Genomic DNA, 24184 nt, shown 5'->3' with positions numbered 1-24184 from the left:
GGTGCACTTCCGTGAAACCACGGAATCGCGGATCATGGCAAGGGCAGGCAACCCCGCTCGATATCCAATACTGCCAAGGTAACCATCATGAGCACGCAAGCAAGCACGGTTAGACTGGCCGTCCACTCGCGCGAGAACGGCAAACTGGTCTCGGCACGCGAAGCGGTGCGCCTGATCCGCGACGGCGATACCGTGGCGACCGGGGGCTTCGTCGGCATCGGCTTCGCGGAGGAAATCGCCATCGCGATCGAGGAACTCTGCCTGGCGCAGGAAGACGAGTCGCCAGTCGGCCTCACAAAGCCCCGCAACCTGACCCTGGTCTACGCCGCCGGGCAAGGCGACGGCAAGGAACGGGGCCTGAACCATCTCGCGCTGCCGGGCCTGGTGAAGCGGGTCATTGGCGGACACTGGGGCCTGGTGCCGAAGCTCCAGCAGCTCGCGGTCGGTAACCAGATCGAAGCCTACAACCTGCCGCAGGGCGTGATCACGCATCTTTTTCGCGATATTGCGGCCGGCAAGCCGGGCCACCTGTCGCGCGTCGGGCTGGGCACCTTCGTCGATCCACGCTTTGGCGGCGGCAAGCTCAACGAGCGCACCACCCAGGACCTGGTCGAACTGATGCGCATCGGGGACGCGGAGTATCTGTTCTACAAGGCCTTCCCGATCAACGTCGCCATCGTGCGCGGCACTACCGCCGATCCGGACGGCAATATCACCATGGAGCGCGAAGCGCTGACGCTGGAAGCGCTGGCGATCGCCATGGCCGCGCATAACTGCGGCGGCCTGGTGATCGTACAGGTGGAGCGCATTGCCGAACGCGGCTCGCTCAATCCGCGCCAGGTGAAGATTCCAGGCGTGCTGGTGGACTGCGTGGTGCTCGCGCGACCGGAAAACCACCAGCAGACCTTTTCCACGCCCTACAACCCGGCATTCTCGGGCGAAGTCCGCGTGCCGGTGAGCAGCGTGGCGCCGATGCCGATGAGCGAGCGCAAGATCATCGCGCGGCGCGCGGCCATGGAACTCAAGCCGAACAGCGTGGTGAATCTCGGCATCGGCATGCCGGAAGGTGTCGCCAGCATCGCCAACGAGGAACGGATCCTCGACCTCCTGACGCTCACCGCCGAGCCTGGCGTGATCGGCGGCATCCCGGCCGGCGGGCTGAACTTCGGCGCGGCGACCAATCCGGATGCGATCATCGACCAGCCCTATCAGTTCGATTTCTACGACGGCGGCGGGCTCGATCTCGCCTTCCTGGGGCTGGCGCAGGCCGATGCCATGGGCAACCTGAACGTATCCCGGTTCGGGCCGCGCCTGGCCGGCGCAGGGGGCTTTATCAACATCAGCCAGAACGCCAAGAAGGTCGTGTTCGTCGGCACTTTCATGGCCGGCGGCAGCGAGATCGCGATTGCCGATGGCAAGCTCCAGATCCACCGCGATGGCAGCGCCAGGAAGTTCGTCCAGGAAGTGGAGCACCGCACGTTTTCGGGGCCGCACGCGGCTGCGGCCAACAAGCCGGTCCTATACATCACCGAGCGGTGCGTATTCGAACTGACTGCTCAAGGACTGGAACTCATCGAGATTGCGCCCGGCGTCGACCTGGAGCGCGACATTCTCGCGAGGATGGACTTCACGCCGATCGTGCGCTCGCCGGCACTGATGGACCCCCGGATCTTCAGCCCCGAGCCGATGGGACTGCGCGCGGACGTGCTGCGCCTGCCGCTGGAAGCGCGCGTCAACTACGACGATGACAAGAACATCCTGTTCCTGAACTTCGAGCAGCTCGAAGTGAAGCGCGCGGAGGACATCGCAGCGATCCGCGAACAGGTATGCCGCGTCTGCGAGCCACTGGGCCACAAGGTCTATGCCGTGGTCAACTACGAAGGCTTCGTGCTGGATCGCAGCGTGGAGGACGCCTATGTCGAAATGATCGCGGAAATGGTGCATCGCTTCTATATCGGCGTGACGCGCTTCACCACCAGCGGTTTCATGCGCGCCAAGCTCGGCGACACCCTCGCCCGTCGCGGGCTCGCACCCTATGTGTATGAGACCGAGGCCGAGGCGAAGGCATCGTTGCGGGATCAGCCGGAGGGCGGCTGACGGGCCCTACACACCCGTTTCCGGTTCATAAGGCTCAACCTCCTCGCGCTCGTCCGCGCTATCCCGCGCGACGATCGCGCGGGCCGGGGCCGTCTTGCTCAGGTTGAACGGCTGGTGCGGCACGCCCGGCGGAATGAACAGGAAGTCGCCGGCTTCCGTCACGACCGACTGGCGCAGGCCCGGCCCATAGCGGGTTTCCACCCGCCCTTCGAGCACGTAGATGCCGGTTTCATAGCCGCGGTGGATATGCGGCTCAGCGTGGCCGCCGGGCGGCACGACCACGACGGACATCGACAGGCCCCTGGCACCCGCCGTTTGCCGGGAAATGCCCACGAAGTACGGCAGCTTCTGCATCGTGGAAATCTCCCGGTCGGGATGCACTGCGACCACGGTTTGCGGCGCGTCATGGGAATCGTCCGACACAGGCCCTCCTTCGATACCGTTCGATGGCGTCATGTGCGGCGCGGGCGGCATCGCCCTGCTGCCACTGCAGCATAGGGCACGTTGCTGGCGATGGCGAATGCCCCTTGGGCGGGGGCGACGCCGGGACTGCTAAAATCACCCCAAATTTCACAATTGGCAGGACAAGATGGGTTTCGAACAACTCGCAGCACTGAAGGCACAACTGGCCAAGCAGGCCAAGGAAGCAAAGGAAGCGCGCCCCGCAAAGGAAGCCCGCCCGGCAAAGCAGTCCAAGGACGCACGGCCGGCCAAGGACGCACGACCGGCCAAGCCCCAGCGCGCGCGTCCTGCCGGCTCGGCAGCCCCGGCGGCCCCGGCCAAGCCCGTGGATCCGGTGATCCAGGCGATCGGCAAGCTGCAGAAGCGCTTCCCGCTGGCCTTCCCGAAGAACCCCGCGCCGAAGCTGCCGCTCAAGGTGGGCATTTTCGAGGACCTGCTACAGCATGCGTCGACGCTGGGGCTGGACGAAGCCATGCTGCGCGAAGCCGTGCGGACCTGGTGCCGCGGTACCCGCTACTGGACCTGCATGGTCGAAGGCGTCGAGCGCGTCGACCTGGCGGGCCAGCCGGCCGGGCAGGTAACGCTGGCCGATGCCAAACGCGCGCAGCAGCAGCGTGGCCAGCAACATCGCGCTAGCCGTGCGCAGAAGGGGAAGCAGCAGGCTGCGGGGGAACCTGCGGTAGAAGCTTCGGCAGAAGCGGCAAAGGTGGCCGAAGTGGCCAACGGTGAATCCGCGAACGCGCAACCGGCCGTGGACGAAGCCGCCAAGCCGGAATAACGCGGAAAGGTCTTTGTATCGGCATGTATTACCACACCAGGGGAATACATGGCGAAACACTTCCCCTTCCCGCCGATACATCACCGATACGACGACCTGCTGAAATGGAGACTCCTCTGGCTAACCGTAACGAAGGAGTCTCTACATGAAGTCGATTCGAATCATGGCTGCCGTGCTGGTCGCCGGCATGGGCGCGATCATGCAGGCCGTGCCGGCGCAAGCAGCCGATGTCCACCGCACCGATCTCGTCCAGCACGCACTCAGCGCGCCGGGCATCGAAGGCATCCAGGTCCGGGTGGACTTTGATCCGGGCGCCTTTGCGCCAAAGCACACGCACCCTGGCGAGGAGATCGCCCATGTCCTGCAGGGATCGCTGGAATACCAGCTTGGCGATCAGCCGCCTGTCACGCTGAAGGCCGGCGAATCGCTGTTCATCCCGGCGGGGACGGCGCATTCCGCGCGCAATGTGGGTAGCGGGCAGGCATCCGAACTGGCGACTTATGTCGTCAGGAAGGGCGCCCCGCTGGTGGCGCCCGCCAAGCCCTGAAATCTTCACCTCGTTCCGGGGGGCTGCAAACGACCCTTCGAGCCGCGAAGGCATCGACGCCGTGGCGCCGCACCTCGCGTCGCGAAGCTGTGCAGTTGCCAGGCCCCGCCGCTTCAGCCGCCCCACCCGCCTCCGAACGCCCGGTACATCGCCACTCGCGCCCGAAGCCTAGCCAGCCGCAGTTGTACCGACAGGTCCTGCGCTGCATAGCAGGTGCGCTGGCTGTCGAGCAAGCTGAGCAGGCTCTCGGCTCCCGGCCCGGTAGCACGCCCCGCTCAGGCAACCGGCCGGCTCAGATTCACTACCTGATCTCGGGCCAAAGCAAGCGGACTCTGACTACCCAGATCCAGATCAATCTGCCCTGCGACACCTATCTGGACGACGACTTTGCCTTTGCCGCCCGCGATGGCCGCGTGGTGGATCTGAAGCAGGTACAAGACCCGACGAGCTATGAATCGCTCGGCATTGGCGCGCCTTTTGCCAGGGTGCAATTCGATTTCCGTCTCCCTTTGCACCAGAATCCGAACTCGTCAACACGAGGCGCCAAGAGAGGATTCCGCTGCCAAACTGACCGCGATAGCCTCAGCGGGCCAATCGCCGATATAGGACTTCAGCATCCGATTCTCGAACGCCTGCTCCTCGTGCACGGCTTTAGCGACATCATGGAACGAGATGATTCCGAGGAAGTCGCCTTTGCTTACCATCGGTACGTATCGCAGGGAGTGCTGGACCATCAGTCCTCGCAGTTCCGCGATGCCCATTTCCGGGTCGACGACAATGGGAGTTGGGTTCATGATGTGGCGGGCTCGGATACCCAGCACCTGTGGTCCATGCTCCATATTGCGGCCTCGATGGTGTTGCGCCATTGCCGAAAAAATCTCGCGGAAAGTCACCAGTCCCACCAGCGTCCCTCGCTCGACTACGGCCAACGATCCGAGATCATTGTCCGCCATCACGAAGAGACATTCTGAAAGGAGCGTGTTTGGCGAGACGAAAGGGATCGGACCCGCCTTGATTTGCAAAATATCGCACACGCGCATGATTGCCTCGATGTCATTGATAGGTGAACGGATCCCGGCTCGCCTGCACCCGACCACGTAGTCGGCGCCCAGCACCACGCCGGCCCGGCCAAATTCGCCATTGATGTCTTCCATCTCAAAGACTTGGCCGTATGGCACTTCGGCCTCGGCCAGCAGCACGTTTACATGGCCCGGCATGCGGCCCGCCACCGGGTGGATCGCGTACTTCACGGTGACGCCTTCCTCGATGAGCAGGCCGTTCAGTTCCTCTAAGGCGTGCTAGGCACGCGCCACGGCGATCCCGTAGCCGGGCACAGTGATCACGGTCTCCGCATTGCCAATCCGGAATGCGGCGTCGTCCGCTGGGCCTGACTTCACGTTGAACTGGCCCTCGTCCGCCGCCGCACCGGTGGCGCCGCCGAAGCCGCCCAGCAGCGCGTTGAAGAACGAGCGGTTCATGGCCCGCACCTGATGTACGACCGGATGGCACCGGAGGAACGCACCAGCGAGCCGGCGATGATCAACATCGGGCTAGTGTTACTGCTCCATTCTCATCTCTGTCCACGTCAATTCTGGCGATCTTTAAGCACCGTTAGCTCAGACCTACCCCCACAACGTGCTCCTGAAACGCGGGCCGCTGACAGATCAGGTCGTACCAGCGCCGCAGATGGGTGTATTGCGGACGTTCGATCGGCAGTTCGAACCAGCGGTAGGTCAATGGAGCAAGGACGATGTCGGCAAGCGTCAAGCTGTTGCCTTCGACGTAGTCGTGCCCATCGAGCGCCTGATCGAGGACGGCAAACAGCGTCGCGTTGCGGTCCCTGTACCCGTCTATCAGTTCTTGCACGCGCTTCCCAGCGGGGGTACGCACGATGCTCTGAAACAGCTGTGCATTCGCCGGCCCCAGCGTCGACAACTGCCAGTCCATCCAGCGCTCCACCATAGCCCGGCGCGCGACGTCGTCCGGATACAGCGCGCGCGCATTGAACCGGTTGCACAGATATCGAACGATGGTGTTGGACTCCCAAACTACGGTCTCCAAATCGATCAAAGTGGGCACCACCCCATGGGGGTTTTTCTTTAGATATTCAGGCTCCCGGTTACCGCCAAACGCCCCCCCCATGTCCACGCGATGGCACGACTGGCCGATTTCGGCCAGCAGCCACATCACTTTTTGTACGTTAGAAGAGTTCGCACGTCCAAGCACAGTCAGGGTCGAAGGGCTGGTCATCACAGCACCTCCATGCCACGCTGCACCGCCGGCCGTTCACCCAAGGTGTCATACCAGCGTTTGACGTGCGGCACAGAAGCCAGGTCGATCTGATGCAGACCGAAGCGCGCAACCCACGGATAGATCGCGATATCGGCAATGCTGTACGCGTCGCCACCCACGAACTCGCTTTTCGCGAGCTGGCCGTCGAGCACCTTGTATAGCCGATGGGTCTCGGTGGTGTAGCGCTCAAGGCTGTACTTCTCGTGCGCGGCGTAACGCTGGAAGTGATGCGTTTGTCCGAACATCGGACCCACGCCGCCCATCTGGAACATCAGCCACTGGATTGTTTCATACCGTGCGCGCCCCGCTACCGGCAGCAGGCGCCGGGCCTTGTCAGCGAGATAAACGAGAATCGCACCCGACTCGAACAGCGTGACCGGATGCCCGTCCACCCCATCGCTGTCGCGGATGACAGGAATCTTATTGTTCGGATTCATCGCCAGAAACTCCGCGCTGAACTGCTCGCCCTTCGAGATGTCGACCGGATGCAATGTGTAACCCAGGTTGAGCTCCTCAAGCGCGATCGATATTTTTCGACCGTTCGGCGTACTCCACGAATAGAGATCAATCATGTTTCGTTCTCCAGAATGACTAGGCGCTCGAGGAGCGCGATATCTTGAATACGGCTACGACGTTAGCGTGCCGCCGGATTGCCGGCGCTGGCCGGCACATACGTCATCGCCGATTGCGCAGCGTGACGAACTCTTCGGCAAGTGTGGGATGAACGCCTAGCGTTGCGTCGAAATCAGCTTTCGTCGCCTTCGCCTTGATCGCAACCGCAATGCCCAGAATGATTTCTGCCGCGTCGGCAGCGACGATATGCGCGCCTAGCACCCGATCCGTCGACGCATCCACGACAAGTTTGACCAGGGCCCGTTCATCGCGACCCGACAGCGCGGTACGCATCGGCCGAAACGCGCTGCTATAGACGTCGACCTTCGCATGCCGTCTGCGAGCCTGCGCTTCCGTCAGGCCTACCGATGCCGCCTGGGGCTGGCTGAACACTGCAAAGGGCACGTTGTCGTGCGCACTCGCCCGCTTCCTGCCGCCGAACACGGTGTCGGCGAACGCATGCCCTTCGTGGATCGCAACCGGTGTCAGGTTCAGCCGGTTGGTTACGTCACCGACCGCATAGATGTCCGGATTGGACGTTGCCGAGTATTCATCGACCTTGATCGCCCCGCTCTCGTCCAGTAGGACCTCCGCGGACTCCAGCCCCATTCCCGACGTGTTGCTGCGTCTTCCGGTTGCAGCCATCACGGCATCGACTTCGATGGCTTGGCCCGTCGTCAGATGGACAACCAGGCCATCGCCCCGTTTTCCCACCGCTGCGACGTCCACCGCGACGCGCAAATCCACCCCGCTCTTCGACACTTCGGCGCCGAGGTGATTGCGCAACTCGTCGTCGAAGCCGCGCAAGATCTGCTGGCCCCGGTATAGCTGCGTGACATCGCTGCCGAGCCCGTTAAAGATGCCTGCGAACTCGCACGCTATATAACCGCCGCCGATTATCGCGATACGCTTCGGCAACGTATCCAGATAGAACGCCTCATTCGACGTGATCATCAGTTCCGCACCCTGGATAGCAGGCTCCACGGGAACCGACCCGCTGGCAACGAGTATGACCTTCGCGGTGAAAATGACGCCGTTGACCTCGACGCGGTGTGGGCCCACAATCTGCGCCCGTCCCGTAATTGCATCAACGCCGGCGCTCTGCAGCATGCGCACGTAGATCGCTTCCAGGCGCGCGATCTCCGCGTTCTTCGCAGCAATCAGCGAAGCCCAGTCATGAACCGGCGTTGGGGCCCTCCACCCGAACCCCGCTGCGTCGTCAACTGCCTGCGCGAAATGGGATGCATACATCAGAAGCTTCTTGGGCACACAGCCGCGGATGACGCAGGTGCCGCCGGTCCGATACTCCTCGGCGACAGCAACTCTCGCACCGTAGCCTGCGGCGATGCGGCTTGCCCGAACGCCACCGGAGCCTGCTCCAATGACAAAGAGATCGTAATCGTAAGTCTGCATGGCAGTTCGCTACTGACCGCGCAATCGGCAATGGTTAATCGGGACGCAGGCCGTCGTACGCGACAACATCGGTCCGACACCACCCATTTGAAACATAAACCCCTGCAGCATCGATGCCCACGTGAGGCGTTCGCCGGGAGCGGCGTGCTGCCGTTCCTTTGCAAGGTAGATGAGGATTGCGCCCGACTCGGCCAGCACCAAGCGATCGCCCCGCTCCCTCTCGGGGTCGACCGGTACGGGGATCTAGTTGTTCGCATTCCAAGCAAGGAACTCGGGACGAAGCTGCTCATCCTTCGTGATGTTCACGGAATGCACCGCATAAGAGAGGCTCGAGTTCCTCGAGCAGGACGGAAAACCTTGCGGCCATTTGGCGTGGTCCAGGGTATAAAGCTTCAGCAATTCTCCACCTCATCCTTTGTCCGGATTGCCTGACCCCCAATCCCAAGGCCTGACCGAGACCTCCGCGAATAGATCCGCCTTTCTGTAGGGATCGCCGGCCGAAAATCGTTCAGCGGTGACCAGATCTGGCGCCTCGATCACAATCAACGAACCGATCATCGTCGCGCCGTCAGGCGCTAGAAGTGGTCCGCCCAGCCTGTAAGTCACTCCAGGATGAGGGGTACCCAAGTATTCGCGGTGAGCGGGGCGAGTGCTGGTTCTGACATCGGTGGCCCCGGGGCGGTCGATGGCTACAATAGCGAAATACATTGAAGCTCCTTAGTGTTCCGGATACTAAATAGCGCTAGTTTTTTTTCCGACAGTGGCTTCCAATCTCGTCGACCGCGTGTCGGCATGCCGGCCTGGCTGCCGGGACCGTCCATCAGCGGCATTGGGAGGACCGGTCCGATTGCGCCTTGGCAGCGTCGACCTATTTAGCGACCGGTCCGCAGACCCGCGACCTTATTGAACGCCGCCTCGGCCGTTGCCCTGATTTCGCCCACGATTTCTGCTACAGGCTTGACATCGTGGATAAGTTCAACCGTTGCACCGGCATACAGCGGACTTGCCTCCCAATCTCCCTCCATGGCGTCCCACGCAGCCGCGACGTCATAGCGACAGAGTGGCTTTCCATTCGGAAAACGCGATATAGGCTCGCCTTCCCCAGGTCGTTGACCGGTAGGTGGACAACCGGCGGCCTCCCATTTGGAAAACGTGGAATTGCGAATCACCTGATGCGGAGACTCCTGCCAGCCCGCGTCGAAGAGCCTTGTCTCGACAAGGTCCGTCGCGCGCGCTGCAACAACCCGCTCCTTGTAACCGCGATGGTTGGCCGATTCGCTGCTTGCCACAAAACGCGTTCCCATCCAGACCCCACAAGCACCAAGCGCCATCGCAGCGACCAGGCCCCGCCCATCCGCAACTCCGCCTGCGGCTACCACAGGCACTCCCCTGGCGGCGTCCACGATAGCAGGCAGCAGTGACATCGTAGGCGCGCTGCCTACCAGGTGCCCCCCCGACTCCCGCCCCTGGGAAACGATAAAGTCGACGCCAATATCCCTTGCCCGCGCCGCATCTTCGGGAGTACCCACGGTCCAGAACACCAGCCCGCCTGCATCCTTGATGATACGAACATAAGGCTCGATATCTCCCTGCCACATCGAGAATACGCGCACTCCCGCATCCAACGCAGTCGCCAGCCTCTTCCGTTGGTCAACAATCAACGTCAGATTTGCACCAAACCGACCGTTCGTCGCTCGACTGATCTTTGCAAGCTCGTCGCTTACAGTCTCTTCCGGCATATGCATCAGTGCAGTAAAGCCGAAGCTGCCGCTATCGGCCATTGCTCCGAGAAATTCCGCGCTCGAGCCTCGCCCGAGAGGACCCGCCAACACCGGAACGCGCAAATTAAGTGCTTTGGTCAATGCTGTTTCGAAAGACATATCAGTTTTCCTCCACGCTCAGATCGAGCGATTGTCGAATCCATGGGCCCGCCTCAGCCTTTCGCGGACGTCAACTGGGCAGAGGCTACAAAGATCCTGCCATCGGCCACCGTGACCCCGTAGGTTTCAATGTCTCCGTTTGCCGGCGCCGACAACGCCTTTCCTGTGACGACATCGAATTGCGCACCATGGAGCGGACATTCGACCACTGATCCCTCGAGCCAGCCGTCCGACAGATAGGCCAAAGCGTGCGAACAGACATCACTGGTCGCGTACACCTTGCCGTCCACGTTAGAGAGCAGAATCCGCGTGCCTTCTACGAAGACACATTTCATTTCGCCTGGCTTTAATTCCGCGACGCTACAAACATCATCACCTTTGTGCATGCTTCACCTCTCTTCCACCGAATTTCGCCTGACACTATTTCACATATGCAGATTCAATCGACAAATCTGACAGCCGATCTGCCGATTTACATTGCGCGACGGGGTTAGATCAACGTGGAACCGCGTCTGCATTGACTGCAATATAGACCTCTTTCCTGACGGGATAACTCCCCTCAATCTTGATAGACATTTAGGCGATTCGAAAAGATCACGTACTTGCTTGGAACGTGCGCCCCGGTCCCAAACTCGTTGTGACGACATCTGACTCACTTTGGGTTCGGGGGCGGTAATATCAGAATGAATGAAGACTTACTCGTTGGGATTTGACGCGTGAGGCGGCGCAGTGTGGCTGCCGGCTGGAGAGGGACTTGCGAGGAAATGGGCGTAAACGCGCGCACGTTTCAGCGCTGGGTGGCACGCGGTGAGGACCCGGTGCGCGCCGATGGCCGCACCACGACCGAGCGGCTGGCTGAGGCCGAACAGCAACAGATTCGGGAGGTGGCTAATAACGAGGAATTTTCCAGACCGCAGCCCAGCATGGCGGACCGCGGCGTGTACTTCGAGTCGGAATCGAGCTCTTACCGCGTAGTTCAGATGTATCGATGCTTTGCTGGGAGACTTGCAAAGCAATTGTCGGGCAACTACTGCATGAACCTGATGAACGTAATGGAAAGCCTCGATACGCCGATCTCTGGCTGGGCTGCGTTCACCGAATCGTGGCGCTGCCGGAAAGCAGCTACTCCGGTCTTACCGATCAGGCATGGCATCAAGCCAGCGCTGCTCTTCGGCGAACCGGTCGACCAGCATATCGAGGAGCAACCGGACCTTGGTGCTTACCTGACGCCGATGGGGGTAGAGCGCGACGATCTCCAACTCCTGTGTTCGGTAATCGGGCAGCAGCGGCACCAGCGCACCGGAGGCGAGAAGGTCTGATACGAGAAACGGGGGGCACAGCCACAATCCGAGTCCGGCTGCGGCAGCTGCGCGCATTACGGTAATGCTGGCGGTGACCATGTTGCCCGAAACGCGAGTGCTCATCGGATTGCCGGCAGGATCGACGAAATGAAACTCGTTGCGGAAGATCGAATAGGCGTAAAGCAGGCAGTTATGGTCGACCAGGTCGGCTGGGCTGTGGGGCACGGAATGCGTCTCGAGGTAAGCCGGCGCACAGCACAATAGGTAGTGCCATTTCGCCAGGGTCCGTCTGATCAGGGTCGAGTCAGGAGGTGATGCCGGCATGATCGATAGGTCGAAGCCCTCCCGCACGGGGTCGATCATGACGTCGGTCTCGAAATCTAGCGAGACTTCCGGGTAATTGCCCAAGAAGCGGGTGACGACCGGCGCGATGAACCGGTCCAGTGATTGATGGCAACGGAGGCGAAGCCGGCCGCGCGGAGTCACCTGCAACGCGCTGGTAATCTCGTCGGCTTCCGCCAACTCCTGCAAGATATGTGAGCAGCGCTCGTAATACTCGCGGCCGATCTCGGTTAGACTCACATGGCGTGTGGTGCGGTTCAACAGGCGCACACCAAGGCTGTCTTCGAGCGCCTGGACGTGGTTGCTGACCGTCGTTGTCGACAGGTCCAGGCGACGCGCCGCCGCGGTAAAGCCCCCGCTCTCGACGACGCGGACAAAGGCGGTAAGACTGGCCATCCGATCCATGCGTTCCACCAATTAAGTCACAGTTGAGAGTCACGTCAATACTGGAGCGCCAAACCGGCGTTTGTCAACGTAATTGACGCGTCACGTTAAGCGAATTGCTTTGCTAGGAAATGTTGCGGACAGATGGGTGCCTGAAGAACCGAGCGCACGAGCTTCGGGTTGCGTCCAACTTGCGAGCTGCTCGTGAATTTGTGGCCCCAACCTTTCGCCTTTCTTGCAAAGGGGACCGCGCGGCGGCGCGGCGCTTGACGTGACTCCACACCAACTCGTCTGGATTGAGGGTCCGGTGCGTAGCCGGGAAGGAAATGCAAGGTCAGTTTTCCCTGCGTACTGGCGACGTAGTCCTTGATGATGGCCTTCTTATGCGCTGGCAATCCATCCACGGTCAGATGCACCGCCTTCTTTCAATTGAACATCAGCTTCCTGAGCAGCGTGACAAACAATTCCCTCTGAGCCCGCCTTCGTACGTTGCAAACCAGAAGGCACCCTTCTAATTGACGGCGGACGCCGCGCTCACGCTTTGCCGCTGGCTAGGCCGAACGAAAACTGGCGTTTCGCCGCGCGGCGCACGGGTCCTGGCATGCACCCGTCAGATCGGAAGCCAGATTCGTCCCAGAAGAAATTTCTACACGCGCTATCAAGCCATCGTGTAGGCGGTCTTGATCGTAGTGTAATGCTCCTTGGCGTACGTCCCTTGCTCACGAGAGCCATAGCTCGAGCCCTTCCGACCACCGAACGGAACGTGATAGTCGACACCCGCTGTCGGCAGGTTGACCATCACCATGCCAGCCTCGCTACTGCGTTTGAAGTGCGTCGCATACTTCAGAGAGGTCGTGCAGATACCAGCGGAGAGGCCGAACTCGGTGTCGTTGGCCAACGCTAGTGCTTCGTCGTAGTCCCTGACTCGCACAATGTTGGCGACCGGGCCGAAGACCTCCTCGCGCGAGATCCGCATCGCATTGGTCGTTTCGGTGAAGAGCGCCGGCTGGAGATAGAAGCCGGGCGTCGCACGCTTCAGGAGTTCGCCACCGAAGACCAGCTTGCCGCCCTCATCCTTAGCGATCTGGATGTACCTAAGGTCCTGGTCGATCTGGCTCTGGTCGACCACCGGGCCTATCTGCGTGCCTTGCTTCAGCGCGTCGTCGACGACGATGCTCTTCAGCCGCTCGATGCAGGCCTCGACGAAGCGGTCATGGATGCCCGCTTGGACGATCAGGCGCGAAGACGCCGTGCAGCGCTGACCGGTGGAAAAGAAGGCGCCGTTGACTGCCACTTCGACCGCCGTGTTGAGATCCGCGTCGTCAAGCACGACAAGCGGGTTCTTGCCACCCATCTCGATCTGGACCTTTTTCATCGGGTTCGAGGCGATACAGGTGGCCGCAACCTTGCGACCAGTCGCGACCGAGCCGGTGAAAGAGATCGCGTGCACGTCCTTGTGCTCGAGCAGCGCCTGACCAACTACCGAACCGCGACCCATGACAAGATTGAGCACGCCCTTAGGCAGGCCGGCGCGCTGGATGATGTCGACGAGCGCCCAGGCGGAGCCCGGCACAAGGTCGGCCGGCTTGATGACGACGCAGTTGCCCCAGGCGAGAGCCGGCGCGATCTTCCACGCCGGGATTGCAATCGGAAAGTTCCAGGGCGTGATCATCCCGACAATCCCCACCGGCTCGCGGGTGATCTCGACACCGACACCAGCGCGTACTGAAGGAATTGCCTCACCACCGGCACGCAAGCATTCGCCTGCGGCGAACGCGAAGATCTGCCCTGCACGGGCCACCTCGCCGATGCCCTCGGCGAGCGTCTTGCCTTCCTCGCGCGAGAGAAGCCGGCCAAGCTCCTCCTTGCGGGCGATGATCTCATCGGAAGCCTTCCTCAAGATGTCGAAGCGCTCCTGTGACGTCGCACGGCTCCAGGCCGGGAAAGCAGCCTTAGCTGCGTCCACTGCTTTATTAACGTCCGCCACGGAACCCTGCGCGTACTCGCCGACAACGTCGTTCGTATTGGATGGGTTGATATTGCGAGAGATATTCGCCCCTTCAACGAATTCTCCGGCGATAAGATTGGAATAAAGTCGCGACATTTTTCCTCGATCCTTCTTCTGTTGAGGCAAAGGGTTGATAAGCATGACATGGTACGATCACGCTCGATCCTTGATCTGCCTGCCTTCTCTTGGGAGTCTGGATGCACGCCGACATAGCGACATCCGCGCCTTGCAAGGCTCTTCAGCCAAGCCACGCCGTAAGCCCCGGCGGAACGATAGATAGGGCTCGCTTTGCGGTCGCCCCAAGATCTATCGTTCTTCTGCAGTACTTCTCAAACGGCCTCAATTGTCAAACTATGGTGCCGGTCCGGTCCGCGCTCTCAAACTCGGCAAGCTGAGCAATGATCTCCGCGCCGCGGTTTGCGCACGGTATCCCGCCATAGAGGTAAGCGAGACTAACAACGGCCTGCATTTCTTCCCAGCTAGCGCCAGCCCGGCGTGCCGCGCGCGCATGCAACATGGCCGCGTCGAGCAGCTTGGCGAGCAGAATGCCAAACACCATTAGCTGGGAAGTTTTCGTGTCGAAACACGCCGGATACAACGTGCGAAGGCGCACCTCCTCTTGGAGACCAAGCAGTTCAGGATCGAGCGCTCCCGTCACGGCCAGTCGGGCGGCTATGCGTGGCGGCAGGAAGCCAACGAGGTCCTTGTAGGCTTGCTCGCGTTCAGCGAGAGGAGTTTGTGTATCTGCGTAGGGACCGATTTCGCTCCTAACCGCATCCATATCCAGGTTGACATGTGCCATCGATAGAGTCCGTCCATTTCGAAATTTGTTGTCTTGAGCTTGCCGATGATCGAGGCCGCGCACTTCGTCACATCGTGAAGCAAAACGTTGCCCGGGACTGTCCGCCCCGGGCAGGGTAAAGATCATTCTGAAAAGCAATGCCGGCTTCGAGACGCCGACGGCGCTTCGCTTCAGGGCAGCAGCACCAGAGAACCGGTCGTCTTGCGCGACTCCATCGCAAGATGCGCTTCAGCCGCGTCCTTGAGCGCGAAGCGCTGGTTGATGTGAACCTTCACCGCCCCTGACTGCACGACGTCGAACACCTCCTGCGCACCCTCCTCGACCTTGGCGCGGGTGGGCAGGTACGCATTCTGGGTCGGGCGGGTCAGGAACAGCGAGCCCTTCTTGTCGAGGATGCTGATGTCGAACGGCGGCACCGGGCCGGAGGACTGGCCGTAGAGCACCATCAGGCCGCGCGGCCTGAGGCAGTCGAGCGAGCCCATGAAGGTATCCTTACCGATCGAGTCATAGACGACTGGGACACCGACGCCGCCTGTGATCTCCTTCACTACCTCGACGAAGTCGTCCCTGCCGTGGATCAGCGCATGGTCGCAGCCGTGGGCCTCCACAAGCTTCGCCTTTTCCTCAGTCGACACGGTGCCGATGACGGTCGCACCCAGATGCTTGGCCCACTGGCACAGCACGAGGCCGACGCCGCCTGCGGCCGCGTGCACGAGGATCGTGTCGTCCTTGCCGACTTGGTAGGTCTGACGGCACAAGAACTGCGCGGTCATGCCCTTCTGCATCACCGCCGCACCGATCTCGTCGCTGATGCCGTCGGGAAGTTTGACCATGCGATCGGCCGGCACCAGCCGGACCTGGGCGTAGGCGCCCTGCACGCCGCTATATACGACACGGTCGCCCGGCTTCAGCGAAGTGACGTCAGGCCCGACTGCCTCGACTACGCCGACCGCTTCGCGCCCCGGGATAAACGGCAGCGGCAACGGGTAGAGGCCGGTGCGGAAGTAGATGTCGATGAAGTTCACGCCGACGGCCGTCTGGCGAAGGCGCGCTTGCCCTGGGCCGGGATCGTCGACGGAAATCTGATCCCAGACAAGCTTTTCGGGTCCACCGGTCTCGTGAATGCGGATGGCATGGTGCATCAGTCGTCTCCTTCTGTTGACTAAATTTTGCAGATTGGGTTAGTGCAGGTACGTCGGCGGTATGGCTGTACTCCGGCCGGCGGGCTCATCTGTCCTGGGCGCGGGCGGCCCCGTCTTCGTGCGAGTGCGTATAGGCTCCGTGGTCACCTGTGTGCCACCGGAGGTAATGTTGGCGCAGCAGATCCTTTCCATAGTCCTTGCCATTCGGCGTGCGAACGAGCGTGTGGATGTGATCACGGGACGGCTTATCGTTGTCGAACACGATGCCCGGTTGGTGGTCGAACTCGACCAGGATCGCCGGGCTCAAGATGCGGTAATAGAACGGGCTGGTATCGTCGAACGGCCCGATCCAGGCGAATTGCGTATCGCCGAGGTGGCGTTTGGCCACGGCCCAGCGCAGATCGGAATGACCGGGGCGGATGTACCCGATATAGGTTGCCAGCAGCGCCTCGAGACGCTCGCGGCCTTCCTGCGGCAGGTCCGCGTAACGGATGCCGCCCGGCTCAATATGCCGGTTGTCGTTGTAAGCACCGGCGAACACTTCCCACGGCAAGTCAGTGCCGAGCGTCGCCTGTTGCCGCGCCTCGGCCGACAGCGCGCTCATCAGCGCATGGCCTTGTTCCTCCTCGGCAGCAAACACCCGCAGACCGCTGTACTTACCGAACCGCGCCAAGACCGGCTCCGAACCCATAAGGGTCGGTGTCATGACGAACTGGTCGCCGAGCACGAAGCAATTGACGTTGAGGTGGTGCCCATCGATCTGCCAGCCCCAAGGGGCGTTCGGCGATGGCGTCCCGAAGATGCTGATCCAGTAGTACCACTCGCTGTACTCCTCGGGCTTACCCGTTATTTCGAGGGCGTGCTCGTTGAGTCGCATGACATCGCGCGCGGTCTGATAGCCCGCCCCGCTCATCGTCTCACGCATCAGTGCCAGCGCTGCCTTGCGCTGGCCGTGGCTGAGATCGGCGAGGCAGATCCCATTGCGTGGCATCAGCCAGGGATGAAAGTTGGACCACTGGCGCCACGCCGTGTCGTCGATTGCCAGGCAGGCGGCGCGCCGCTGCCTGGCGTCGAGACTCGCGAGAAAGGCGCGCGCCGCCTCCAGCAGCGGGGCGAGCGAGACGCCGGTTGCAGCGGGCGGAAATTGCCCCTCGGCTACCGAGCCGATGCAACTGATCCCGCGGAACGGCTCGGCCAGGCCAGCCCGCGCCATATCGACCAGCTTCTGCTGGCGCAGCGTCAATTCGAATGGTCGGATCGCCGGCGCCGGCGGCCAGTTGCGCAATCCGAAATGTGCCGTTTCTCCTGCCATATTCATCGCCCCCGCGCTTGTTTGGCTGCCACCCGATGGCAAGCCGAGATCGGAAATACCCGTTTCGCCCGCAACGTCGTTTTGACCGTCATGTTTGCGCCCTCTCACGTCGCGAAAAGCGGATCGCGTGCGCCCGCAGATCGAAGTCGGGATCGACGGCCTGTTCCGGGGACAGACGCGGGTCGGCGAGCAGCAACCGACGCGCGACCACGTGGTCAGCCGGCCGGTTGATCGACTCGACGCCGATCAGGGTGCCGTCGCGGAAGAAGAACACCGAGAAGCTGCGGCTCTCAGGATCGCCGCGCAATACCGAACGGTCGTGGCCAGCCGTGATGCCGGCGATCTGCAGTTTCAAATCGGCCTGGTCGGTCCAGAACCATGGCACCTTGTCGTAGGGTATCGACTCGCCGACAATCGCGGCAGCGACGGCTTGGCCCTGATCGACGGCGTTCTGTACCGATTCGAGACGGCAGCGGCCGAAGCGGCTGGGGTAGTTGGCGCAATCGCCGATCGCGAAGATCGTTGGGTCGGTGCTCGCCAGGTTCTGGTCGACAATGATGCCGTTGTCGATCGCCAGCCCCGCTGCCGCAGCGATCTCGGTATTTGGCACGACGCCGATGCCGATCAATACGAGGTCGGCCGGCAGTGTGCGGCCATCGCTAGTCTCAACCCCGCTGACCCGCCTGTTGCCGAGAATACGGGCAACACCGGTGCCGAACAGAAACTCTGAGCCCCAGTCGCGGTGCGCCCTGGTGTAGAAGCGGGATGTCTGCTCGGAGACGACCCGCCCCATCAGCCGCTGCGTCATTTCGATGATGTGTACGGCAACCCCTGCCTTGCGAGCGACGGCGGCAAATTCAAGGCCAATGAAGCCGGCGCCGATGACAACAACCTCGCGCGCCTCTGCGAGCCGCGGCCGCAAAGCGTCTGCGTCGGCGAGAGTGCGCAGTGGCAAAACGCCGTCAAGCTCGGCGCCCGGGACCGACAAGGGGCGGAAGCGAGCACCGGTCGCTAACACCAATCGGTCGTAGGCAACCTTGCGGCCAGAGGCGAGTTCGACTTGCCGCGTCTGCCGGTCAATCGCGGTCGCGGTTTGGCCCAGTTCCAGCTCGATTCGCTCCTTTCCGTAGAACATCTCCGGCCGCAACCAAAGGCCGTCGAGCCCGGTCTCGCCTGCAAGGTAGGATTTCGACAGGGGTGGGCGCTCGTAGGGGATGCAGGGCTCATCGCCGACCAGCCGAATCCTGCCGTCGAACCCCGCTTGGCGCAGCGAGGTGGCTGCCTGCAAGCCAGCCTGGCCGGCGCCGACGATGACGACCGTCGAGCTCGGCATCATATCCACGTCTCCATCAGGGGCCCGACGACGCCGCCCGTCCCCGGCGACGCCACCAATCGGCTGGAGAGGCGCTCCGTCGGACAGCGCTCGCAGGCGGTAAATTCGAGCATCTTGTTTTCGCTCCATGTTGGGATCTAGCCGGGATCATCAGCCACGACATAGCCGCGGCGGGTGGCGCATATCCCCGATCCGCCACCCTCGGCAAAGGTACGGACGATGCAGTTGTGAGCCGCGGCCCGCACGTCCCGGACGTCGAGCGCCAGGGACGTGACTCCGGCGAGTCAGGCGAGGCGCCCCACATTCGCGCCGAGAGCCGCGGCTTCGGCGGAGGTGAGGACCGCGTTCCAGGTTCCGGTCGGAATGCCGCGCGCGGCGTCCTTGTCGCGCACGACGTTCAGCGGGTCGAGTCCTTGTTCGAGCCGCTTCAACTGTTCGCGCAAGATACGTCGCAACATCACGACGCCGCCGTCGGAGGTGCCAAGGTTTTCGAGCGCATGCACGGCAGTCGTGCGCTGGCCCTCCTGCGCTTCGCGGTCATCAGGCTTGCGCTGGCGTTCCTCGTAGCTCCGCTCCAACGCCGCGCCCGGCCGGACTGCGTCGCTGATGTCGGTCCCGGGGCGCCAGCCGGGCTTCGGCTTGCCGTCCTGCAAGGGCCACGCGACGATGCTGATGCCGCGAACATGCTCGTTGTCCACCGGCACCACCCAGGACAGCTCGGTGGCGCGTGTCTTGCGCGCGCCGCTGTCGTAGACGGCGGGGACCAGGAACGCGTTCGGCACGATGCATTCCGCATGCCGAATGAAGTGGTTGCCGTTCGGCAACTCGCGCACCATGTTGAAGCGCACACCCAATGGCGTTTTCTCAAAGTCGATCTTCGCCATGTCCCGCGCCAACGTGTCGCCTGCCAGGCCCTCGAGCATGTTGTGCCCCTGGTTGCCGCTGATCACCTGGTGCAACATGATGAGGTGCCAGGGATCGACGACGTTCTCGTAATGCTGGAGCCAATTGCAGTCTTTGACGTAGCCGATCCCGTGATCGCCCCAGAGTCGCATGCCGCGCAGTTCGACCTCGCCCACCACGTTCGGGTCGATAATGTCGTAGACAGGGAATATCGGCTCGGTGCCGGCCGGGCCCATATAGACGAAGACGATTCCGCCGAATTCGAGCGTCGGATAGGCCGGCTGCCAGACATTCATCCGCTCGCGAAACTCCTCGGTCTCGCACGGCATTTCAAGGCAGCGGCCATCGGTGCCGTAGAGCCAGCCGTGGAAACAGCAACGCAAGCCCCTGTCCTCGATCCGCCCCCATTCGAGCGAGGTGCCGCGATGCGAGCAATGCGGCTGCAAGGCGCCGACTTTCCCTGTCCCATCGCGGAACAGTACGATCTCCTCGCAGAGGAGCTTTTCCTTGCGCGGCCGGTCCGTCAATTCATCGGAGGTGCAGACAGGTTGCCAGTAGCGCCGCAGCAACTCACCCATTGGGCTGCCCGGCTCAACGCAGGTTAGTTCGGAAGTGACTGGCGGTGTCTGGTGTCCATAGGCAGACTGCATCGCGTTGCTCCTAGTCTCGTTGTAGTGTTATCAAACTAGGGGTGAAGGTACCCTCGACGGGCCCTGGAATAAACATGTCTCGGCTGGAAGAACTCTCAGGCGCAGCCGGATAATCGCACCTGCTTCAAGCACTTCCTTGAGTGGCTTAAGTCACGTTGCCGGTCGCTATTTCCGGGCAATGTAGGAATCTAGGCGTTAGCTAGTCTCCCCCGGATGTTGCCGCAGGGGTCGGCGACATACATCGTGCCGGTGCCGTTGGTAGTGATCGACGTCGGGGAACTCGAACTGGTCACTTCCGACATTGGCCGGCGGCTCCGCCCAATGTCGTCACATTTCCGACCGGCTGGGTCGGTTGCTACCGTCCCGCATGTAAGCGCTGGCCATTTGTTGACGGCCGACTCGACACTAATGCCGATTTCGTCGACGGCAGGCAGGCCTGGCGAACTCGGGCTGCAACGAGCGTTGCGGATAATCCGTTGGCCATCGCGCACGAGGCTGCCCGCTAGGTCGCTGCCGCTCTGGATGCCATTCCGGCGCCAAGCGACTCATGCAATTGCCCTTCTCGATCGTGAGGTGGAAATCCTTCTCGCGGAGTCGATGGAGCAAGATCGATGGCTTGGCGTCAACCAGAAGGGCGCTGTTCGGCGAACCTGGAAACAGCTGCGCCTGCGAAAAGCCATCCCCCCCCCCGCGACAGCCACCCCGCTGGACCCAACGAAAGCCCCCCACTGGCACTAACCCCGCAAAACGGCCTTCCCTACCATGGCGCTCACATGCCGCGCCATGCGTCATGTGCCGGCGCTCTGCGCAGTAGCGGGGAGCCCCATCCAACAGAGGGTGCAACGACACCCCAGCCAAGGAGACTGGCATGCCTCTTGCTCAACCTTCCTTCCTCCTCGTTTAGGCACCACACGCAGGCACTGCGACGGTGCCGACCCACCGTGCCGTCCAACGGACGGCATCCAGGCAGTTTCAACAATCGAGGAGTCCGATCATGCATTGGATCAAGCAACTGGCAGCAGGCATCGCGCTCGCGGCCGTACTGGCCCCGGCCGCCCACGCACAGGCCAAGGAAGTCATCATCGCCTATCAGGACATGGTGGTGCCGTGGCGCTACGCGCAGGATATGAAGGAGGTCGAGAAGCAGACCGGCTACAAGGTCTCGTTCCGCCAGTTCACCGGCGGCGGCGACGTGATCCGCGCGATGGCGTCGGGCCAGATCGCCATCGGCGAGGCCGGTTCCTCGCCCATCGCCTCGGCGTTGTCGCAGGGGCTCGATGTGGAGCTGTTCTGGATCCTTGACGACATCAACGCGGCCGAGGCCTTCGTGGCCCGCAATGGTGCGCAAGTGTCCAATATCGCCGACCTGAAAGGCAAGCGCGTCGGCGTGCCGTTCGTCTCGACCACGCACTACCACACGCTGGTGGCGCTGGAGCAGGCCAAGGTCAATCCGAAAGACGTCAAGATCATGAACATGCGGCCGCCGGAAGTGGCCGCGGCGTGGGAACGCGGCGACATCGACGCGACCTTTATCTGGGACCCGGTGCTGGCCAAGGTCAAGCGCTCCGGCAAGGTGCTGACCACGTCGGGCCAGATCGCCGCGCAGACCGGCAAGGCGACCTTCGACGGCATGATCGCCAACAAGAAGTTCGCGCGTGAAAACCCGGACTTCATGGTCAAGTTCGTGCGCGTGCTGGCCGCCGCCGACGACAACTACCGCAACAACAAGGCGGCATGGACGCCTGATTCCCCGCCTGTCAAGTCCGTGGCCCGGCTCACCGGTGCCAAGGCCGAGGAAGTCCCGGCCAGCATGGCGCTCTACAGCTTCCCCACGCTGCAGGAGCAGGCATCGTCGCGTTGGCTCGGCGGCGGCGCGGCCAGCGCCCTGCGCTCGGCGGCAGTCTTCCTGAAGGAACAGGGCACGATCCAGACCGTGCTGCCCGACTACAGCGGCGGTGTCAACGCCGAATGGGTCCGGCGCGCCGCGCAGTAGCCGCGGCCCCTTGCAGTGCACGCGTCGGTGCCGGCCACGGCCCACCGACGTACCTGCCCTCGCCCGCCCATGGCTTCATACGGCCGGCGATGCGGCAAGCCACACCCCAAATCTTCAGGAGGACTGTCATGTCCCGGCTGGAAATCGACAAGGTCAGCGTCAACTACGGCGGCCGCGGAGGCGCGCAGACGCTGGCCCTGTCCCAAGTGAACCTGACCATGGAACGCGGCGACTTCGTGGTCGCCCTCGGCGCCTCGGGCTGCGGCAAGACCACGCTGCTGTCCTGCATTGCGGGCTTCATGCAACCGTCGGAGGGCGAGATCCGCCTCGACGGCAAGCCTGTGCTCGGCCCTGGCGCGGAACGCGGCGTGGTGTTCCAGAAGCACGCGCTGATGCCGTGGCTCAACGTGGCCGACAACGTCGCCCTGGGCCTTCGGCTGCGCGGCGTAAACCGTGCCGAGCGCCTGCGCATCGCGCATGAAAAGCTGGCCCAGGTAGGTCTCGAGAAAGTCGCCAGCAAGCCCGTCTACCAGCTGTCGGGCGGCATGCAGCAGCGCGTGGGCATTGCACGCGCGCTGGCCAATGACCCCGAGGTGATGCTGATGGACGAGCCGCTGGGCGCGCTCGACGCACTCACGCGCGAATCGATCCAGGCGCTGATCCTGCGGCTGTGGGCGCGCGAACAGAAGATCGTTTTCTTCATCACGCACAGCGTGGAAGAGGCGTTGTTCCTCGCCACGCGGCTGATCGTGATGACGCCGTCGCCGGGCCGCATCGCGCACAGCTACGACCTGCCGTTCGCGCGCCGCTACATCGAATGCGGCGACGCGCGCGCCGTCAAGTCCGATCCGGAATTTATCCGCTATCGCGAAGAAATCGTCGACCTGATCCATGCCACGCCCTGAGGACAAAGCCATGACCGTACCCGCCCAACAGGTCGACGCCGCCGCCGTGGCAGCCCCCGCCGTCCCGACCCGGAGCACGGCTCCGGCCGGCCAGCCCGCCGCACCGCGCCGCGCCATGCGCACCGTCTCCGGTTACCGCATGCCGGGCGAAGGCTCCAGCTCGCGCATCGCCACCGTCACGGTAATGACGCTGCTGGCGCTGTGGTGGATCGCCAGCCACCTGCAGTGGCTGCCGCCGCTGTTCCTGCCCACGCCGGAGGCCATCATCCGGGCCTTTATCGATGCCTGGAACGGCAATGTGCAAGGCGGCCTGCCGTTGCTGGACCACTTCCACGCCAGCCTGGTGCGCGTGTTCGGCGCCTTCGCGCTGGCCGTGCTCACCGCGGTGCCGATCGGCGTGCTGATGGGCGTGTCGCGCGTCGCGCGCGGCGTCTTCGATCCGCCAATCGAGTTCTACCGTCCGCTGCCGCCGCTGGCCTACCTGCCGCTGATCGTGATCTGGTTCGGCATCGACGAGACCTCCAAGATCCTGCTGATCTACCTGGCCTGCTTCGCGCCGCTGGCCATGTCAGCGCGCGCCGGCGTGCGTTCGGTCACGATCGAGCAGATCAATGCGGCCTACTCGATGGGTGCCACGCCGTGGCAGGTGATCCGCCATGTGGTGCTGCCCGCTGCGCTGCCCGACATCCTGACCGGCATGCGCATCGCCATCGGCTTCGGCTGGACCACGCTGGTCGCCGCCGAGATGGTCGCAGCGACCGCCGGACTCGGCCAGATGGTGCTCAATGCGTCCAACTTCCTGCGCACCGACGTGGTGATCATGGGCATCCTGCTGATCGGGCTGATCGCCTTCCTGTTCGACCTGCTGATGCGCAAGTCCGAAACGTGGCTGGTGCCCTGGAAGGGCCGTATGTAAGACGACACCCGGCTCCGTCGGCAGGAGCACGAAGCGCCCGCCTGTGCCGCAGCCGCGGCCCGGGCGGGCGCTTTGCATTGGTGCAGCGGACGATGGCAGACGAGCGCGGTGA

General features: G+C 62.6%; 21 protein-coding genes and 3 pseudogenes. 7 read left to right on the top strand and 17 right to left on the bottom strand.

The window, feature by feature from the left end:
* Positions 1–87: 87 nt before the first annotated feature.
* A complete protein-coding gene (locus K2O51_RS20195; protein WP_220631553.1) occupies positions 88–2097 on the top strand; it encodes an acyl CoA:acetate/3-ketoacid CoA transferase in 2010 nt (669 codons plus the stop codon).
* Positions 2098–2103: 6 nt separating this feature from the next.
* On the opposite strand, the gene K2O51_RS20190 is transcribed toward K2O51_RS20195, so the two are convergent.
* Positions 2104–2520, bottom strand: coding sequence for a cupin domain-containing protein (locus K2O51_RS20190; protein WP_041679917.1), 417 nt, complete (start codon positions 2518–2520; stop codon positions 2104–2106).
* Between the two features lie 166 nt (positions 2521–2686).
* On the opposite strand from K2O51_RS20190, the gene K2O51_RS20185 reads away from it, so the two are divergent.
* From K2O51_RS20185 to K2O51_RS35665, 3 genes and pseudogenes are all read left to right on the top strand, one after another.
* On the top strand, positions 2687–3337 hold the full coding sequence (locus K2O51_RS20185) for a ProQ/FinO family protein (RefSeq protein WP_220631552.1): 651 nt from the start codon (positions 2687–2689) through the stop codon (positions 3335–3337).
* A gap of 145 nt (positions 3338–3482) precedes the next feature.
* The gene (locus tag K2O51_RS20180; RefSeq protein ID WP_220631551.1) at positions 3483–3884 is read left to right on the top strand and encodes a cupin domain-containing protein; all 402 of its coding nucleotides are present in this window, start codon (positions 3483–3485) and stop codon (positions 3882–3884) included.
* A gap of 89 nt (positions 3885–3973) precedes the next feature.
* Positions 3974–4330: pseudogene (locus K2O51_RS35665) on the top strand (dioxygenase family protein); the annotation flags it as partial.
* An 84-nt stretch (positions 4331–4414) separates the two neighbouring features.
* On the opposite strand, the gene K2O51_RS20170 reads toward K2O51_RS35665, so the two are convergent.
* From K2O51_RS20170 to K2O51_RS20095, 16 genes and pseudogenes are all read right to left on the bottom strand, one after another.
* On the bottom strand, positions 4415–4924 hold the full coding sequence (locus tag K2O51_RS20170; protein ID WP_220631664.1) for a CBS domain-containing protein: 510 nt from the start codon (positions 4922–4924) through the stop codon (positions 4415–4417).
* 51 nt (positions 4925–4975) lie between these two features.
* A pseudogene (locus K2O51_RS20165) lies at positions 4976–5445 on the bottom strand (NAD(P)(+) transhydrogenase (Re/Si-specific) subunit beta); the annotation flags it as partial.
* A gap of 50 nt (positions 5446–5495) precedes the next feature.
* Positions 5496–6134, bottom strand: coding sequence for a glutathione S-transferase family protein (locus tag K2O51_RS20160; protein ID WP_140950018.1), 639 nt, complete (start codon positions 6132–6134; stop codon positions 5496–5498).
* Positions 6134–6748, bottom strand: coding sequence for a glutathione S-transferase family protein (locus tag K2O51_RS20155; RefSeq protein WP_011297654.1), 615 nt, complete (start codon positions 6746–6748; stop codon positions 6134–6136). The genes K2O51_RS20160 and K2O51_RS20155 overlap by 1 nt, the downstream gene beginning before the upstream one ends.
* Positions 6749–6851: 103 nt before the next feature.
* Complete coding sequence (gor, locus tag K2O51_RS20150) at positions 6852–8201, bottom strand: glutathione-disulfide reductase (RefSeq protein ID WP_220631550.1); 1350 nt, start codon at positions 8199–8201, stop codon at positions 6852–6854.
* 408 nt (positions 8202–8609) lie between these two features.
* Complete coding sequence (locus K2O51_RS20145) at positions 8610–8909, bottom strand: YciI family protein (protein WP_011297652.1); 300 nt, start codon at positions 8907–8909, stop codon at positions 8610–8612.
* Between the two features lie 164 nt (positions 8910–9073).
* Complete coding sequence (locus K2O51_RS20140) at positions 9074–10081, bottom strand: NAD(P)H-dependent flavin oxidoreductase (protein WP_011297651.1); 1008 nt, start codon at positions 10079–10081, stop codon at positions 9074–9076.
* Between the two features lie 53 nt (positions 10082–10134).
* Positions 10135–10467 carry a non-heme iron oxygenase ferredoxin subunit gene (locus tag K2O51_RS20135; RefSeq protein ID WP_011297650.1) on the bottom strand — a complete coding sequence of 111 codons (333 nt, stop codon included), beginning with the start codon at positions 10465–10467 and terminating at the stop codon, positions 10135–10137.
* Between the two features lie 747 nt (positions 10468–11214).
* The gene (locus K2O51_RS20130; protein WP_011297648.1) at positions 11215–12129 is read right to left on the bottom strand and encodes a LysR family transcriptional regulator; all 915 of its coding nucleotides are present in this window, start codon (positions 12127–12129) and stop codon (positions 11215–11217) included.
* Between the two features lie 103 nt (positions 12130–12232).
* Positions 12233–12747 (bottom strand): annotated as a pseudogene (locus K2O51_RS20125) (IS630 family transposase); the annotation flags it as partial.
* A 19-nt stretch (positions 12748–12766) separates the two neighbouring features.
* Positions 12767–14212, bottom strand: a complete 1446-nt coding sequence (locus K2O51_RS20120; RefSeq protein ID WP_220631663.1) for an aldehyde dehydrogenase family protein — start codon at positions 14210–14212, stop codon at positions 12767–12769.
* Positions 14213–14462: 250 nt separating this feature from the next.
* On the bottom strand, positions 14463–15044 hold the full coding sequence (locus K2O51_RS20115; protein WP_011297646.1) for a carboxymuconolactone decarboxylase family protein: 582 nt from the start codon (positions 15042–15044) through the stop codon (positions 14463–14465).
* 44 nt (positions 15045–15088) lie between these two features.
* The gene (locus K2O51_RS20110) at positions 15089–16060 is read right to left on the bottom strand and encodes a quinone oxidoreductase family protein (protein WP_220631549.1); all 972 of its coding nucleotides are present in this window, start codon (positions 16058–16060) and stop codon (positions 15089–15091) included.
* Positions 16061–16145: 85 nt separating this feature from the next.
* Positions 16146–17372 (bottom strand): DUF3500 domain-containing protein, encoded by a 1227-nt coding sequence (locus K2O51_RS20105; RefSeq protein ID WP_220631548.1) that lies wholly within the window; start codon positions 17370–17372, stop codon positions 16146–16148.
* Positions 17373–17460: 88 nt separating this feature from the next.
* Positions 17461–18708, bottom strand: coding sequence for an NAD(P)/FAD-dependent oxidoreductase (locus K2O51_RS20100; protein WP_220631547.1), 1248 nt, complete (start codon positions 18706–18708; stop codon positions 17461–17463).
* Positions 18709–18989: 281 nt separating this feature from the next.
* A complete protein-coding gene (locus K2O51_RS20095) occupies positions 18990–20186 on the bottom strand; it encodes a Rieske 2Fe-2S domain-containing protein (RefSeq protein ID WP_220631546.1) in 1197 nt (398 codons plus the stop codon).
* Between the two features lie 1066 nt (positions 20187–21252).
* Between K2O51_RS20095 and tauA the strand changes: the two genes are divergently transcribed.
* The 3 genes from tauA (at position 21253) to K2O51_RS20080 (ending at position 24072) form a co-directional block, all read left to right on the top strand.
* Positions 21253–22251 carry a taurine ABC transporter substrate-binding protein gene (tauA, locus tag K2O51_RS20090; RefSeq protein ID WP_011297641.1) on the top strand — a complete coding sequence of 333 codons (999 nt, stop codon included), beginning with the start codon at positions 21253–21255 and terminating at the stop codon, positions 22249–22251.
* Positions 22252–22379: 128 nt separating this feature from the next.
* On the top strand, positions 22380–23156 hold the full coding sequence (locus K2O51_RS20085) for a taurine ABC transporter ATP-binding protein (RefSeq protein ID WP_011297640.1): 777 nt from the start codon (positions 22380–22382) through the stop codon (positions 23154–23156).
* Positions 23157–23166: 10 nt separating this feature from the next.
* Positions 23167–24072: an ABC transporter permease subunit gene (locus tag K2O51_RS20080; protein ID WP_011297639.1), complete on the top strand. Its 906-nt coding sequence runs from the start codon at positions 23167–23169 to the stop codon at positions 24070–24072.
* Positions 24073–24184 lie beyond the last annotated feature (112 nt).

Source organism: Cupriavidus pinatubonensis (assembly GCF_019602855.1).
Lineage (GTDB): Bacteria > Pseudomonadota > Gammaproteobacteria > Burkholderiales > Burkholderiaceae > Cupriavidus > Cupriavidus pinatubonensis.
The sequence above is the reverse complement of the archived record's forward strand: the minus strand, read 5'-3'. Positions and strand labels throughout refer to the sequence as shown.

Excerpts from the sequence above, each read along its gene's own strand:
- K2O51_RS20195 (WP_220631553.1), top strand. The coding sequence starts at position 88 with ATGAGCACGCAAGCAAGCACGGTTAGACTGGCCGTCCACTCGCGCGAG.
- K2O51_RS20185 (WP_220631552.1), top strand. The coding sequence starts at position 2,687 with ATGGGTTTCGAACAACTCGCAGCACTGAAGGCACAACTGGCCAAGCAG.
- K2O51_RS20180 (WP_220631551.1), top strand. The coding sequence starts at position 3,483 with ATGAAGTCGATTCGAATCATGGCTGCCGTGCTGGTCGCCGGCATGGGC.
- K2O51_RS20170 (WP_220631664.1), bottom strand. The coding sequence starts at position 4,924 with ATGCGCGTGTGCGATATTTTGCAAATCAAGGCGGGTCCGATCCCTTTC.
- K2O51_RS20160 (WP_140950018.1), bottom strand. The coding sequence starts at position 6,134 with ATGACCAGCCCTTCGACCCTGACTGTGCTTGGACGTGCGAACTCTTCT.
- K2O51_RS20155 (WP_011297654.1), bottom strand. The coding sequence starts at position 6,748 with ATGATTGATCTCTATTCGTGGAGTACGCCGAACGGTCGAAAAATATCG.
- gor (WP_220631550.1), bottom strand. The coding sequence starts at position 8,201 with ATGCAGACTTACGATTACGATCTCTTTGTCATTGGAGCAGGCTCCGGT.
- K2O51_RS20145 (WP_011297652.1), bottom strand. The coding sequence starts at position 8,909 with ATGTATTTCGCTATTGTAGCCATCGACCGCCCCGGGGCCACCGATGTC.
- K2O51_RS20140 (WP_011297651.1), bottom strand. The coding sequence starts at position 10,081 with ATGTCTTTCGAAACAGCATTGACCAAAGCACTTAATTTGCGCGTTCCG.
- K2O51_RS20135 (WP_011297650.1), bottom strand. The coding sequence starts at position 10,467 with ATGCACAAAGGTGATGATGTTTGTAGCGTCGCGGAATTAAAGCCAGGC.
- K2O51_RS20130 (WP_011297648.1), bottom strand. The coding sequence starts at position 12,129 with ATGGATCGGATGGCCAGTCTTACCGCCTTTGTCCGCGTCGTCGAGAGC.
- K2O51_RS20120 (WP_220631663.1), bottom strand. The coding sequence starts at position 14,212 with ATGTCGCGACTTTATTCCAATCTTATCGCCGGAGAATTCGTTGAAGGG.
- K2O51_RS20115 (WP_011297646.1), bottom strand. The coding sequence starts at position 15,044 with ATGATCTTTACCCTGCCCGGGGCGGACAGTCCCGGGCAACGTTTTGCT.
- K2O51_RS20110 (WP_220631549.1), bottom strand. The coding sequence starts at position 16,060 with ATGCACCATGCCATCCGCATTCACGAGACCGGTGGACCCGAAAAGCTT.
- K2O51_RS20105 (WP_220631548.1), bottom strand. The coding sequence starts at position 17,372 with ATGGCAGGAGAAACGGCACATTTCGGATTGCGCAACTGGCCGCCGGCG.
- K2O51_RS20100 (WP_220631547.1), bottom strand. The coding sequence starts at position 18,708 with ATGATGCCGAGCTCGACGGTCGTCATCGTCGGCGCCGGCCAGGCTGGC.
- K2O51_RS20095 (WP_220631546.1), bottom strand. The coding sequence starts at position 20,186 with ATGGGTGAGTTGCTGCGGCGCTACTGGCAACCTGTCTGCACCTCCGAT.
- tauA (WP_011297641.1), top strand. The coding sequence starts at position 21,253 with ATGCATTGGATCAAGCAACTGGCAGCAGGCATCGCGCTCGCGGCCGTA.
- K2O51_RS20085 (WP_011297640.1), top strand. The coding sequence starts at position 22,380 with ATGTCCCGGCTGGAAATCGACAAGGTCAGCGTCAACTACGGCGGCCGC.
- K2O51_RS20080 (WP_011297639.1), top strand. The coding sequence starts at position 23,167 with ATGACCGTACCCGCCCAACAGGTCGACGCCGCCGCCGTGGCAGCCCCC.